Here is a 13,401-nt window from a genome sequence, read left to right as displayed (position 1 = left end):
TGGCAAACTATGCGCTTTCGTTTTTACTTAGTAGTAACTATATATTTTCTTTTTACCTTTTCAAGCTCTTTGGCTCAAGAGGGATTTCCTATACAGATTGGACCCAAAAAGATCAGTTCGGCTCAGTTTTCTTCCTTATACCGTCGTTTAATTGAAAGTGATAGTATTAAACCAGATAATAAGAATAAATTTTTATCGGACTATCTCGACTTATCTTTAAAATTAGTAGCCGCAGAAGATGAGAAATTAGCTGAAACACCCGGATTTCAAGAGGAGTATGCTAGTTTTCGTAAGGAATTGGCAAGTCCGTATTTAGTAGATAATGATAAAGTAAATGCCCTGGTGAAAGAGGCATATCTACGTTTGAAGGATGAAAAGCAAGTAGCTCATATACTCGTTAAATTGCCAGCCAATCCTAGTCCGGGAGATACCTTAATAGCCTATCAGAAAATTGATAATTTATACAAGAAACTAAAAGCAGGAGAGGATTTTGCTTCCTTGGCTCAACGCTTTTCAGATGATGAATTAACGGCTAAAAAAGGTGGAAATTTAGGGTTTATTACCAGTTTACAAACTCAATATGCTTTTGAAAATAAGGTATATGAACTCGCTTTAGGGGAATATTCTAGCCCAATTAGAACATCCACGGGCTATCATATAATCAAGATACTGAAACAACGTCCTAATCAAGGAAAAATTCGTTTAGCTCATATTTTAATTTCTGTACCTGTTGAAGCTGGCACGCCCTTTCAGGTGGAAGCCAAAAAGAAAATTGAACAAGTGGAAGCCTATTTGAAAAAGGGGGAAAGTTATGAAGATGTTTGTCGGAATTATTCCGAAGATCCTTATTCCAAAGGTCGTGGTGGGGAGCTACGTCGCTGGTATTATTCTTCGGATTTAAGTGAAGAATTACAAGATAAATTATTTGGGTTACAGCGTTTGGGTGATATTTCAGAGCCAATACGAACCAATTTAGGTTGGCAAATATTTAAATTATTGGATAAAAAACCGCTACTTTCTTACGAGGAAATGGCTGAGTACCTTCGTCAAAAGGTGAATACGGATCCTGAGCGAAGTGCGCTAATTCGTCAATCCTTCATGAAACGTGTACGTGGCGAAAATCGAGTGGCCATTCTGGAAGAATCTAAGAAAATGGCTTTAGAGCGCTTTGCTCGTGATCGGGTAGGAGATGAGCCTTGGTTACAATTCCCTCTTTTTAAAGTGTTAGATAAGTCATTCACGATTCAAGAGTTCTATCAATTTATCATAGCTCAGCAGCGTAGAAAAGTTAAGGAATTAGGCTATTTGCCCGCTGTTTCAGAGGCTACTTGGTTAGAAGAGTTTATTGATTCACAGACATTACAAGCCGAAGAACAGCATTTAGAAACTAAATACCCTGCTTTTAAGGAGCAAATGGGAGAGTTTTTGGAAGGCAGTTTATTAAGCAAGATAACAGACCGGGAGATTTTTGATAAATCATTGGATTCCTTGCGTCAGCATGCCTATTATCAACAAAATTTGTCATTGTTTACGATGCCTGTTAGAGCAGAAGTAAAATTAATTTCATCGGATAATGCCAAAACATTGACTGATGCCATGGAATTACTTAAAGCGGCGCCTTATCCAATGAACAAACGTTATCCAGATATTTTATTCAAATTAGGACAATCAGAATTGACAGCAAATGCCAAAAAAGTATTGCAGGAATTAGGCTTGTTGATGAGTAAAAACAGGGATTATGTGGTCGAAGTAACGGGGCATATTGATGCTTCAGAACAGGATACATTATCTGAAGGGCGTGTTAATCAAGCAATTAAATTTTTAGCTAGTAAGGGTATTAATCAAGTTAGATTCATTGAAAAGGATGAAGGGAAATTGGTTTCTGCTTCCAAAACAGATAAATCAAAGAATGCTCGTGTGAGTTTTCGTTTATTCTCTCAGTCGATGGACGATGTAGTCAAGCGTTTTAATGCCATCAAACCGAAGAGCTTAGAAGCTACCGAAGGGTATTTCAAAAAAGGTGAAATCCCCGTTTTAGATGCTCAAAGCTGGCAGGTTGGCAAAAAGAATTTGGAATATGAGGGTCGTTATGTTTATCTTGAGATTAAAAAAGTAGAAGAACAGCGCGTGAAAACTTTTGATGAATGTAGAAGTGGTATCATTCGCGACTTACAGGCTCAATTAGATAAGGAGTGGTTACAGAAATTGAAGAATAAGTATCCGATTGTTATACAACAGGAGGAATTACAAAAATTAATGCAATAAAAAATTTATGAAATTGAATCGTTGGATTTTTGGAGGAGTGATGTTGATGCTGTCTTGGGCAACATTCGCGCAAGAAGCAAGTAAAGGGACTTTGTTGGATAAGATCATTGTTAAGGTCGACAACCACTATATTTTAAAATCAGAAGTTGAGCAGCAGTACCAGCAGTATTTATCGAGTGGACAAGGTAATACACCCACTCGCTGTCAATTGCTGGAAGGTTTGGTCATTAATAAGTTGATGTTAGCCAAGGCTGAAATTGACTCCGTGATTGTGGAAGATAAACGTGTGGAAATGGAATTGAATTCCCGCATGGATCAAATGGAAACGCAATATGGATCTTCAAAAAACATTGTAGAGGCATTTGGTAAGTCCATTGTTAATTTAAAGGAAGATTTACGTACTTCCTTAAAAGAGCAATTAACAGGCCGTAAAATGCAAGATAAGATTACGGGTGATGTGAAAATTACTCCTAAGGAGGTTGCTGCGTTTTTTGCTGCTATTCCTACGGATTCATTACCTTATTTGCCATCTGAGGTAGAAGTAGGGCACATTGTTCGTTTGGCACAACCTAATAAAAACCAAAAGGATGAGTTGATTGCTAAGTTATTGGATTACCGCAAACGAGTAGATAAAGGGGAGAGCTTCGAGGAGTTGGCTAAATTATATTCCGAAGATTTAGGTAGTGGAAAACGTGGGGGAGATTTAGGTTTTTCTAAACGTGGTCAAATGGTCGCACCATTTGAAGCTGCAGCCTTAAAGTTAAAACCAGGTGTCATGTCTGATGTTGTGGAATCGGAATTTGGATTTCACTTAATTCAATTACTAGAAATTCGTGGACAAGAATACCATGCAAGACATATTTTATTGCGTCCTGATTACCAGAAGCTTGATTTGACGGAGCCTACTAAATTTTTGGATAGTATCCGTGTCTTGATTCAGCGTGATTCTATCAAGTTTGATCGTGCAGCTAGAGATTTTTCAGAAGATAAACCCACACAAGATGCAGGGGGTATGTTGATTGATCCAGGTACACGCACTACTCGAATGCCATTTGATAGTGGTATGGAGCCAGGATTGTATTTCTCTTTAGATTCTATGAAAGTAGGGACTATTTCAACGCCCATTCCTTACCGTACAGAAGATGGAAGAAGTGCCGTTCGTGTTTTATATTTTAAAGCAAAGCATCCTCCACATTTTGCCAATTTGAAAGATGATTATCAAAAGATTGCCGCCATTGCTTTGACCCGTAAAAAGAACCAAGCTGTTGAAAAATGGTTTATGAAAGCCAAGGATGATGTTTTCATTTTCATTGATGATGAGTTTAAGGATTGTAAATTATTGTCGGGCAGTGTAACAGGAGAATGATGAACGACGTACAACTAGCCGAATCATTTGTAAAAGATTTCCAGCGTATTAAAACAGCAGTTGCCGAACGAATCGTTGGTCAGGATGAAATTATTGATTTACTTCTAATTTCATTGTTTTGCGAAGGCCACTGCTTATTAGTGGGTGTACCTGGATTAGCCAAAACAAGATTAGTACATACGGTAGCTGCATTGACGGATTTGGAATTCAGAAGGATTCAGTTTACACCAGATTTAATGCCTTCGGATATCATTGGAGCTGAAGTAATGGATGCACAAAGAAATTTTGTGTTTAACCGTGGGCCAATTTTCTCCAATATTGTATTGGCCGATGAAATTAACCGTACTCCTCCTAAAACGCAGTCTGCTTTGTTAGAGGCAATGCAGGAAGAGACAGTTTCAGTGGCAGGGGAGAGTTATCCTTTACCTAAGCCTTTCTTTGTTTTAGCGACACAAAATCCCATTGAACAAGAAGGTACTTACCCACTTCCAGAGGCGCAGTTGGATCGCTTTTTATTCATGTTGGTCTTGGATTATCCATCCTATGAAGAAGAAGTTGCGGTAGTGCGTATGTCGGAAAAATCCAATGTCGAAACCTTACCAGCATCCATTTTAAATGCCCATACTTTGTTGGAATACCAGCAATTGGTTAAACGAGTGCCCGTACCAGATCATGTGGTAGAAACAGCCGTGAAATGGGTACATCAAACTAGACCTAATTCAGCTTTGGCTACGGACGTGACTAATTCCTATATTTCTTGGGGTGCTGGCCCTCGTGCCTCTCAAAATTTAATTTTGGCTGCTAAGTGCCGCGCTTTATTGCAAGGGAGATTTTCACCCAATGTGGAAGACGTACGTGCAGTTGCTGTACCCGTTCTTCAACATCGTATTATATTGAATTACAAAGCGGAATCACAAGGATTGAATGCCGCGGAAGTGGTGAGGAAGATTGTAATGTAGAATGAAGAATTAAGAATGAAGAATAATTCGTTTAGTTATATTTTTATTTTCACTGTTTCATGAGTAAGAATTCTACATTCTTCATTCTACATTCTACATTTACACGGCCACCGGTGCCTTAATCCCCGGATGAGGGTCGTAGTTTTCTAAGGTGAAATCCTCGTAAGTAAATTCAAAAATATCTTTAACGGCTGGATTAATTTTCATTTGAGGCAAAGCTCTTGGTTCACGGGACAACTGCTTTTCCACTTGTTCCATATGATTGGAATATAGGTGAGTATCACCACCAGTCCACACAAAATCTCCTAAACCTAAATCACAAACCTGGGCTATCATCATCGTCAAGAGTGCATAACTAGCAATGTTGAATGGCACTCCTAAAAATACATCGGCCGAACGCTGGTATAACTGACAAGATAACTTACCATCAGCCACATAAAACTGAAAAAGGGCATGACACGGCATCAAGGCCATTTTAGGTAAATCAGCCACATTCCAAGCCGAAACAATGATCCTTCGAGAATCTGGATTGGTTTTTAAGGTATGGATAACCTCTTTGATTTGGTCAATCACTTGACCATTGGGGCCTTCCCATGAACGCCATTGTTTACCATATACTGGCCCCAAATCTCCGTTTTCATTCGCCCATTCATCCCAAATAGACACTTCATGTTCTTTTAAGTACTGAATATTAGTTTCACCTTTCAAGAACCACAATAACTCATAAATGATGGATTTGGTATGTACTTTTTTTGTGGTCAACATGGGGAAACCTTCCTCCAAGTTGAATCGCATTTGGTAACCAAATACACTTAAAGTTCCTGTGCCTGTACGGTCCGATTTAAAGGTGCCGTTTTCTTTGATATGACGTAATAGGTCTAAATATACTTTCATGGACTAAATTTCAAAGGCTTCACCGTTCAACATTAGGGTATGGGTAATGACAGAACTAGGTTCTAATTGGGCTGTTGCCGAGCAATATTTGTCCATGGACATTTGTATCGCTTTCAAAGCTTTAGCTCCATCGATATTGCCTTGTAATTCAAACTGAATGTTGATCGTTCTAAAGGGCGTTTTTTCTGTCCCTTCTATTTTCTCTCGAGTGCCTGAAACCCGGATTTGAAAATCATCTACCACCTGTCTTTGTTTCTTCAAAATTAAGATGACATCAATGGCGGTACAGCCCCCTAAACCCATTAAGAGTAACTCCATCGGTCTTGCGCCTGCATTATGGCCACCGATTCCCTCAGCGGCATCGATATGTACAGGTACAGCAGAACTGCCCCTTGCTTCGAAATGAAAATCTTGATCTACTCGATTTAATACAACTTCCATGTTATTTCAATTGACTTGATGTGATACGTTGTTTCCACAATTCCTTCCCCTCTGAATTCACTAAATTAATCTCTAATATACGATCTTTTAGTGGACCGCTGACAGAAATATGGGCAAAAGCACGTTGATTACTCACTGTACCAGGTACTAATGTTTTATTTAAATCCTCCGGGGTAGGGCTTGCAGTTCCTGCAGTTAATGGAGAAACTGTTAAGTCAAACAAAGGATAGGTGCCTGGGCGTTCCATTTTCCAAAAACTTGACCAATGACGGTCGCCAGAAATGAATAAAACACCTGGAATATTTCTATTTTTAATCTCTTTTAATAATTGAGTATGCTCTTGTTCATAATTCGCCATATTTTCAAATACCTTGGCAGGATTAATCACTTGTCCGCCATTGACGATGATTTTAAAACTAGCTCTGCTGGTCGTTAAAGCATCCAACAACCACTGCAATTGTTTTTGTCCAAAATAATCTTTGGCTGGATTCTTTTCATCGTTGGGTGCTTTAAACCAGCGATCGTCCATCATGAAAAACTCGACATCCGCCCATTGAAACATCCCGGTAACGGCTTCATTGGGATAAACAAAATTGGGGTTACCCCAATACAGTTTAAACAATTCCAAAGAGGTATGCTTTAAAGCAAATGAACGGTCGGCGTCGTTAGGGCCATAATCGTGATCATCCCAAATCGCATAATGGTGCGTACTAGCCAATAATGGCTGAACGGATTTTTGTCCACGAGTATGGTCATTTCTGTGTATCATGCCCGTTCTTGTATTCCAATCGGCTTCTCGGTAATAAAAGTTATCACCTCCCCAAATCATGAAATCAGGCTTTTTGTCATATATCGCCTTGTAGATTTCGTCAGCCCCACCATAGGGTCTTCCGGGTCTGTCGGTGGCCTCTTCATTGATGTAATTACATGAACCAACTACGAATTGAAAATTGGGAGGATCAGTTCGGTATTGCCAAAGCGTTTGAGTTTGAAATTCTAATGGATAATCAAAGTTGACCTTTTTGTTATCTACCCACACTTCGTAAGTATATTTTTTATCCATGCTGACATCATCAGCAATGATTCGAGCGATATTGGCTTGGGATTTTTGTGTGCTAATGGCAGAAGAAAGGTGAAGCAATTTATTGGCTTCATTACCTTTTTCCCAATATTTGATTTGAACCTGAGCGGGCTTTTGAGTTTGTACCCAAATCAGTACTTCTTTCATTTCAGAATATCCCAACATGGGGCCGCTTTTTACTTGTGCCCAAGAAGAGAAAATGGCTGCAATTCCGAAGAATAAGCTGAATAGGATACGTCTTATTTTGTTTGTTGACTGCATAGATAAGAAGATTAGCACTATCTTTGTGCCTTAATTTATTAACAATGGCCTATTATTCCATTCAAGGTATTCCTTTGACAACGCTTGCCAAACAATTTGGTACACCTCTTTACGTATATAATGCCGACAAAATTAGAGAAAAAATCTCGGTTCTTCGTTCCGCATTTGATGATATATCCTTGTCGATCAAGTACGCTTGTAAGGCAAATACGAATATCTCCGTATTGAAGTTGATGTTGGCTGAAGGCGTGGACTTGGATGTGGTTTCGCCACAGGAATTGGAATTAGGTTTATTGGCAGGGTATCGAGGAGATCAAATAACCTTTACACCAAGTGGAGTGGAATTTGAGGAAATAGAATTTGCGGTATCCAAAGGCGCGATGGTGAATTTGGATAATTTGTCGGTATTGGAAAAATTTGGCCAACAATATGGTTCTTCTGTGCCATGTTTATTACGCATCAAGCCCCACGTTTTTGGAGGTGGAAATGCCAAAATCATGACGGCACATCCCGAATCCAAATTTGGTATATCCATTCATCAGAAGGCGGAAATATTGGCTTTAGTGAATCAATATCAAATCAAAGTGATTGGTTTACATCAACATACGGGTTCTGATATTAAAGATGGAAAGACCTTTGAACAAGCAGCGTCTGCTTTGTTTGAATTTGCGAAGGATTTTCCAGATTTGGAATTGATGGATTTGGGTGGAGGGTTTAAAGTACCTTATTCACCGGAAGATCCAGGAGTTAACATGCAAGAGATTGGCCAAATCATGGGCAATGCTTTCTTAAAATTTTGTGCCCATTATGGCAAAGAATTGAAGCTTTGGGTGGAACCGGGTAAGTTTTTAGTGTCAGAGGCAGGAACTTTATTGACTACTGCTACAGTGGTTAAACGTGATCCCATTAAAACATTTGTGGGCATTAATTCTGGATTAAACCACTTGATTCGTCCGATGATGTACGGTTCATATCATTATATTTTCAATGCTTCTAACGAGGAAGATATTCAGCAAGATGCTTACCGTGTGGTCGGAAATATATGCGAGACAGATACTTTCTCCTTTGATTTTGAAGGAAATCAAAATGAGCGCATATTAAATGAAGTGAAGGAAGGAGACATCATTGCCTTCGCCAATGCTGGCGCTTATGGTTTTACCATGGCATCTCATTACAACTCTCGCTTTCTTCCCGCCGAAGTATTGGTAGACCAATCTGAAGCCAAATTAATCCGCAAAAGAGATTCCTTGGAGGATTTGGTGAGGAATCAGATCTTTTAGGGATTTGTGTTTGAGATTTGTGTTTGAGATTGGCGTTTGAGATTTGTCAAATTTTCAAAATTTGACAAATCTTAGTTCCAAGCTTCGACAATCCTTAGCATTTTGATGAATCAATTCCTTTGATGAGCAACCACAAACAAAGAGATAATTCACCTACAAAAATCGGAATGGCAAGGTACATGAACATCGGATTGGCAAATCCTTTGGAGAGAAACATGGTAAAACTATTGATCAAATAGCACAGTCCAGCTATGGCATATAATACACCAATAATTTTAGGTATGGCATTGGTTTTGAAAATGATATACCCAATTAGAATACAATAAAATCCAAAGAATACTAAACCAATTCCATAACCTTGTGCTTGAATATTTAAGGACAAAAGGGAGAGTGTGGCTAATTGACTTGATTGAAAAGATGTTAAGTAAGTGTCATTGCTTAAAAGTAACAAAGGGGTAATTTGATTTAATAAATTGACTGCAATAATGGCCGTTTGAATAATAACCATGGCTAAAGCAATTTGTAGGATAAGCTTATTCGATTTTTTGAAAAAGTGATAAATGATCAATATGGTAGGTATTCCAATCACAAAATTGACCAGGTCAGCAGCAAAACCCCAACGATACAGCATTTCATTCGTTTGAATATGATGGGCAGTTGCCAAGGCATTATTTGGCACTCGTAAAGCTTGCCTTACAAAAACTTCTGAAAACAATCCTGTTGCAATCACGACTAAATAGCAAAACCCTGCAATTCGGGCTAAATTTTTATCTGAAATCATGTTTTGTAGGAAGTATCATAGATTGTAAATTATTTCCATGGAAAGTAAAATTAGAAACAATAGCTCAAATAAAAATAGAGGCTTATTTTTCAGATGGTAAGCTAATCAAATATTCTATATTCAAAATAGGTATGACCCGAATTTTAACCCATTGATGTATTAACAATCAGAGAAATCGAACAGCGGAAGTTCTAGAAGTTGGCTGAGGTTCTCGAAGCCAAATTTATTTTTAGCATGGGATTACAAATCCCTTTCATCTGTCGTTCGACATGACCCATTGGAACATGTCGAACAGCAGAGTAGGCATGACCCGAATTTTAACCCATTGATGTATTAACAATCAGAGAAATCGAACAGCGGAGGTTCTAGAAGTTGGCTGAGGTTCTCGAAGCCAAATTTATTTTTAGCATGGGATTACAAATCCCTTTCATCTGTCGTTCGACATGACCCTTCGGAACATGTCGAACAGCAGAGTTTTTTGAAAAAGTGATAAATGATCAATATGGTGGGTATTCCAATCACAAAATTGATCAGGTCAGCAGCAAAACCCCAACGATAAAGCATTTCATTCGTTTTAATATGATGGGCAGTTGCCAAGGCATTATTCGGCACTCGTAAAGCTTGCCTTACAAAAACTTCTGAAAACAATCCTGTAGCAATCACGACTAAATAGCAAAACCCTGCAATTCGGGCTAAATTTTTATCTGAAATCATGTTTTGAAGGAAGTATCATTGATTGTAAATTATTTCCATGGAAAGTAAAATTAGAAACAATAGCTCAAATAAAAATAGGGATTTATTTTTCTAATGGAGTGCTAATCAAATATTCTATACCCAAAATAGGTATGACTCGAATTTTAACCCATTAATGTATTAACAATCATAGAAATCGAACAGCTGATGCTTGCCAATCTACCAAAACCAACACGATTTTCTAATACACAATTAAGAGGTGGTTCCTAGTTTTCTTTTCTCCGGACTTTGACGATGAGAAAAGAAAGATAGTATTTCAATTTGATCTTCTTTCAGTCGATAATATAAAGTATTATGTTTCGCAATGGTGACTCTGCGAATATTTCTTTTGATTTCAGATACTTGGAATAAGTATGGATTATGAGAAATTAAAGAAATGGCTTCTTCAATATTTGTTGCAAGATTTTGTAATTCTTTTCCTGTCCAATTTTCTTCTAAATAATGGATTGTATTTTGTAATTCAGTTAAAGCATGATTTGTCCAAACAATTCTATAACCACTTTTCATAAAGCTGCTTGGCTTTCGAATGATTATTTATTTTTCCGTCTTCTGCATCTTGCAATCCATTTTCAATTGATTGCTTTTCCTTTGTTGAAATACTGTTCCACCAATCAATATTTTCTTGCTTTTTTAATTCAACGATTTTATTGAGCACAGTTAAATCATCGATAGTTGATAACCATTGAATTAATTCTAACTTTTTGCTTTGAATGATTGATTCTGTTTTCATAGTTCAATGAAATGTTTGGAAATTTACTTTAAAATATTGGGTGTTTATATTTTTTCAAACCAAATTTTATTCAAAAAATCAACAAAATTATATTTAACTACTGCTCTAAAAATTATTTCGATTTATTTTCATCAAAAAAATATCATGTTTAGGTGCTATTTTTTCTTTTCCAAGTGTGTCAATAGTAACCATTGAATGTAAATATCCTAATCGTGAATGCCCTTCTACCAATTGAAAAGGGGGGATTAATTCACACCATTTGGGTATTTCTTTATTTAAAGACATAATATCCAAAATAATAGGTGGTGTTCTCCATGTTCCTTTTTGTTCCCAATGATTTAAGTCAATTTTTGTGCAGCAAAATTTATTTAAATCATTATAACTTGATCTGAGTTTGTAATATTCACGATAACTATCTAAAATATAAATATTTGAAAATTGATTAGTTGGCCAACTGCAAATTTGAAATTCGATATTTTCATAATTCAACCATCCGTAATTTGTTTTACTTTCCTCTTTATCATGATGAGCCCACAACCATTGTTCAAAAACTCCTTTTGGAATATGTGAAAATTCAGTTTTTAGTTTAATTCTATTATAATAATCTTCAAAATATTCAATATTTCTGTCTTGGTTTTTTAATGGCTTTAAATCTAACCAGCTTTTGCTTTTCATTATTCTTAATTCAAATTATTTGGAGGGAATCTTACATATAAATTTGAATTTTACTACACTATTTAAATATTCCGAAGGTTCATTTTGAATAAATAGTAAATTTTAGACTGAAATTGGAATGCAATTAAATAAATTCACTGAAGGGTTTTGCGAATAAATTCCCAATATATCGCATCCGACATTACCATGCATTACTAGTGGAAAAGACACATTACCTTTAAGGTTAAGTCATTCTACATTCACCATTAATAAAGCACCCAAGTATCCTTCGAGCCACCTCCTTGTGATGAATTGACCACTAAGGAGCCTTTTCTAAGTGCCACACGGGTTAGTCCACCGGGGATTACCTTAACTTCATTTCCGTATAAAATATAAGGCCTTAGATCCACATGGCGCCCTTCAGGATGGTCTTCTATCAAACAGGGTACACGTGATAAAGAGATGGTCGGTTGAGCGATGTAGTTTCTTGGATTTGCTAAGATATATTGCTTGAATTTCTCTTGTTCTTCTTTCGTGGATTTTGGGCCAATCAACATCCCATAGCCTCCTGCTTCATTGGCTTCTTTCACCACCAGTTTTTCAATGTTTTCCAAGACATACTTTCTGTCGGCCTCTTCTCCACAGATATAAGTTTCCACATTAGGTAAGATAGCATCTTCGCCTAAATAGTATTTGATGATTTTAGGTACATAGGCATAGATTACCTTATCATCTGCCACACCCGTTCCAGGGGCATTGGCTAAGGCTACTCTTCCTTTTTTGTACACCTCAAATATCCCCGGAATACCAATCATGGAATCAGGGTTGAAGGTTTGTGGGTCTAAGAAGGTATCATCAATGCGACGGTAAATCACATCCACGATCTTGAAACCTTTTGTTGTACGCATTTTGACATAGCCTTCATGAACGACCAAATCTCGGGCATCCACTAATTCGACTCCCATTTGCTGGGCCAAATAGGAATGCTCAAAATAGGCAGAATTATATATACCGGGGGTTAAAACCACCACAGTAGGCTCTGGACGATCACTGATGAAACGCAGCATTTCCAACAGTTTATGCGGGTAATCAGAAATAGTACGAATCTGCGTTTTGGCTACTACTTCAGGAAATGTTTGTTTGAACAATTCTCGGTTTTCCAACATGTAGGATACGCCTGAGGGACAACGCAAATTGTCTTCCAATACCATGAATTCACCATTGTCGCCACGGATCAAATCCGTTCCAGTAATGTGAATCCAAATGTTTTTGGGAGGCTTTATGCCCATGCAAGGTTCTAAAAAGTTCTTGGAAGAATAGATCACTTCCTTGGGAATGATTCCGTCTTTGATGATTTTTTGATCGGAATAAATATCGGATAAAAATAAATTTAAGGCAGTGATTCGCTGAACTAAGCCTTTCTCTACATTATCCCAATCAGAACCATTCACAATTCTGGGAATAATATCTACCGGCATGATACGCTCTGTTCCTTCATTTTCGGAATAGACATTGAACGTAATCCCCATGGCCATTAAGGCTCTTTCGGCAGATTGATGTCGACGTAAAAACTCTTCTTGACTTAATTGTTCTACGCGCTCTTTAAATGGTCCGTATCCTTCACGAACTTGTCCTTCTGGACTGAACATTTCGTCGTAAAACCCTTCTGTTTGGTATTCTTTAAATGAGAAATTCATAGGCCTTATTATTTATGCAATGCTTGATTAGGTAATAATTTAGGATTTTATTTCTGGAAAAAAAAGAACTTTTGAATGGTAAATGGTTAATGGTAAGTGGTAAATTGGATTGTGTGAATGCCTGAATGAAGTTGACCGTTTTATGTCATTTATACTTGATTAGTATTCAAGTATTTTTTGTTTAGCATATAGCTTGATTTAAATTTAATAGTTTTTTTTCAAAAGCAATAGGTGACATT

At 37.3% G+C, this 13,401-nt stretch carries 13 protein-coding genes; 4 read left to right on the top strand and 9 right to left on the bottom strand.

What is annotated here, in order from left to right; all coding sequences use genetic code 11:
- The first annotated feature begins 9 nt into the window (after window positions 1-9).
- From G9H65_RS12175 to G9H65_RS12165, 3 genes are read left to right on the top strand one after another with little or no spacing between them, the layout of a single operon-like run.
- Window positions 10-2,265: a peptidylprolyl isomerase gene (locus tag G9H65_RS12175; RefSeq protein ID WP_166375615.1), complete on the top strand. Its 2,256-nt coding sequence runs from the start codon at window positions 10-12 to the stop codon at window positions 2,263-2,265.
- A gap of 7 nt (window positions 2,266-2,272) precedes the next feature.
- The gene (locus tag G9H65_RS12170; RefSeq protein ID WP_166375614.1) at window positions 2,273-3,631 is read left to right on the top strand and encodes a peptidylprolyl isomerase; all 1,359 of its coding nucleotides are present in this window, start codon (window positions 2,273-2,275) and stop codon (window positions 3,629-3,631) included.
- Window positions 3,628-4,590, top strand: a complete 963-nt coding sequence (locus G9H65_RS12165; protein ID WP_166375613.1) for an AAA family ATPase — start codon at window positions 3,628-3,630, stop codon at window positions 4,588-4,590. Before G9H65_RS12170 ends, G9H65_RS12165 begins: the two co-directional genes overlap by 4 nt.
- 99 nt (window positions 4,591-4,689) lie before the next feature.
- On the opposite strand, the gene G9H65_RS12160 is transcribed toward G9H65_RS12165, so the two are convergent.
- The 3 genes from G9H65_RS12160 to G9H65_RS12150 are packed head-to-tail and all read right to left on the bottom strand — an operon-like array spanning window position 4,690 to window position 7,267.
- Window positions 4,690-5,484 (bottom strand): thymidylate synthase, encoded by a 795-nt coding sequence (locus tag G9H65_RS12160; protein ID WP_109322699.1) that lies wholly within the window; start codon window positions 5,482-5,484, stop codon window positions 4,690-4,692.
- 3 nt (window positions 5,485-5,487) lie between these two features.
- A complete protein-coding gene (locus G9H65_RS12155; protein ID WP_166375612.1) occupies window positions 5,488-5,925 on the bottom strand; it encodes an OsmC family protein in 438 nt (145 codons plus the stop codon).
- A 1-nt stretch (window position 5,926) separates the two neighbouring features.
- Window positions 5,927-7,267 carry an alkaline phosphatase D family protein gene (locus G9H65_RS12150; RefSeq protein WP_166375611.1) on the bottom strand — a complete coding sequence of 447 codons (1,341 nt, stop codon included), beginning with the start codon at window positions 7,265-7,267 and terminating at the stop codon, window positions 5,927-5,929.
- 44 nt (window positions 7,268-7,311) lie between these two features.
- On the opposite strand from G9H65_RS12150, the gene lysA reads away from it, so the two are divergent.
- Entirely contained in the window at window positions 7,312-8,547 is a 1,236-nt protein-coding gene (lysA, locus tag G9H65_RS12145; protein WP_166375610.1) for a diaminopimelate decarboxylase, read from the top strand.
- A gap of 94 nt (window positions 8,548-8,641) precedes the next feature.
- On the opposite strand, the gene G9H65_RS12140 is transcribed toward lysA, so the two are convergent.
- From G9H65_RS12140 to G9H65_RS12115, 6 genes are all read right to left on the bottom strand, one after another.
- The gene (locus G9H65_RS12140; protein ID WP_166375609.1) at window positions 8,642-9,328 is read right to left on the bottom strand and encodes a DUF4386 domain-containing protein; all 687 of its coding nucleotides are present in this window, start codon (window positions 9,326-9,328) and stop codon (window positions 8,642-8,644) included.
- 414 nt (window positions 9,329-9,742) lie between these two features.
- Window positions 9,743-10,042: a DUF4386 domain-containing protein gene (locus G9H65_RS12135; protein ID WP_166375608.1), complete on the bottom strand. Its 300-nt coding sequence runs from the start codon at window positions 10,040-10,042 to the stop codon at window positions 9,743-9,745.
- A 231-nt stretch (window positions 10,043-10,273) separates the two neighbouring features.
- Complete coding sequence (locus G9H65_RS12130) at window positions 10,274-10,588, bottom strand: type II toxin-antitoxin system RelE/ParE family toxin (RefSeq protein WP_166375607.1); 315 nt, start codon at window positions 10,586-10,588, stop codon at window positions 10,274-10,276.
- Window positions 10,572-10,811, bottom strand: a complete 240-nt coding sequence (locus G9H65_RS12125) for a hypothetical protein (RefSeq protein ID WP_166375606.1) — start codon at window positions 10,809-10,811, stop codon at window positions 10,572-10,574. Before G9H65_RS12125 ends, G9H65_RS12130 begins: the two co-directional genes overlap by 17 nt.
- 105 nt (window positions 10,812-10,916) lie before the next feature.
- Window positions 10,917-11,486 (bottom strand): hypothetical protein, encoded by a 570-nt coding sequence (locus tag G9H65_RS12120; RefSeq protein WP_166375605.1) that lies wholly within the window; start codon window positions 11,484-11,486, stop codon window positions 10,917-10,919.
- A gap of 245 nt (window positions 11,487-11,731) precedes the next feature.
- Window positions 11,732-13,162, bottom strand: coding sequence for a circularly permuted type 2 ATP-grasp protein (locus tag G9H65_RS12115; protein WP_166375604.1), 1,431 nt, complete (start codon window positions 13,160-13,162; stop codon window positions 11,732-11,734).
- Between the last annotated feature and the right edge of the window lie 239 nt (window positions 13,163-13,401).

It is taken from the genome of Aquirufa ecclesiirivi (genome assembly GCF_011250515.1).
GTDB classification, from domain to species: Bacteria; Bacteroidota; Bacteroidia; order Cytophagales; family Spirosomataceae; genus Aquirufa; species Aquirufa ecclesiirivi.
The sequence above is the reverse complement of the archived record's forward strand: the minus strand, read 5'-3'. Positions and strand labels throughout refer to the sequence as shown.

What these genes read in the sequence shown, in the direction of transcription:
- G9H65_RS12175 (WP_166375615.1), top strand. Translation starts at nt 10, where the DNA reads ATGCGCTTTCGTTTTTACTTAGTAGTAACTATATATTTTCTTTTTACC.
- G9H65_RS12170 (WP_166375614.1), top strand. Translation starts at nt 2,273, where the DNA reads ATGAAATTGAATCGTTGGATTTTTGGAGGAGTGATGTTGATGCTGTCT.
- G9H65_RS12165 (WP_166375613.1), top strand. Translation starts at nt 3,628, where the DNA reads ATGATGAACGACGTACAACTAGCCGAATCATTTGTAAAAGATTTCCAG.
- G9H65_RS12160 (WP_109322699.1), bottom strand. Translation starts at nt 5,484, where the DNA reads ATGAAAGTATATTTAGACCTATTACGTCATATCAAAGAAAACGGCACC.
- G9H65_RS12155 (WP_166375612.1), bottom strand. Translation starts at nt 5,925, where the DNA reads ATGGAAGTTGTATTAAATCGAGTAGATCAAGATTTTCATTTCGAAGCA.
- G9H65_RS12150 (WP_166375611.1), bottom strand. Translation starts at nt 7,267, where the DNA reads ATGCAGTCAACAAACAAAATAAGACGTATCCTATTCAGCTTATTCTTC.
- lysA (WP_166375610.1), top strand. Translation starts at nt 7,312, where the DNA reads ATGGCCTATTATTCCATTCAAGGTATTCCTTTGACAACGCTTGCCAAA.
- G9H65_RS12140 (WP_166375609.1), bottom strand. Translation starts at nt 9,328, where the DNA reads ATGATTTCAGATAAAAATTTAGCCCGAATTGCAGGGTTTTGCTATTTA.
- G9H65_RS12135 (WP_166375608.1), bottom strand. Translation starts at nt 10,042, where the DNA reads ATGATTTCAGATAAAAATTTAGCCCGAATTGCAGGGTTTTGCTATTTA.
- G9H65_RS12130 (WP_166375607.1), bottom strand. Translation starts at nt 10,588, where the DNA reads ATGAAAAGTGGTTATAGAATTGTTTGGACAAATCATGCTTTAACTGAA.
- G9H65_RS12125 (WP_166375606.1), bottom strand. Translation starts at nt 10,811, where the DNA reads ATGAAAACAGAATCAATCATTCAAAGCAAAAAGTTAGAATTAATTCAA.
- G9H65_RS12120 (WP_166375605.1), bottom strand. Translation starts at nt 11,486, where the DNA reads ATGAAAAGCAAAAGCTGGTTAGATTTAAAGCCATTAAAAAACCAAGAC.
- G9H65_RS12115 (WP_166375604.1), bottom strand. Translation starts at nt 13,162, where the DNA reads ATGAATTTCTCATTTAAAGAATACCAAACAGAAGGGTTTTACGACGAA.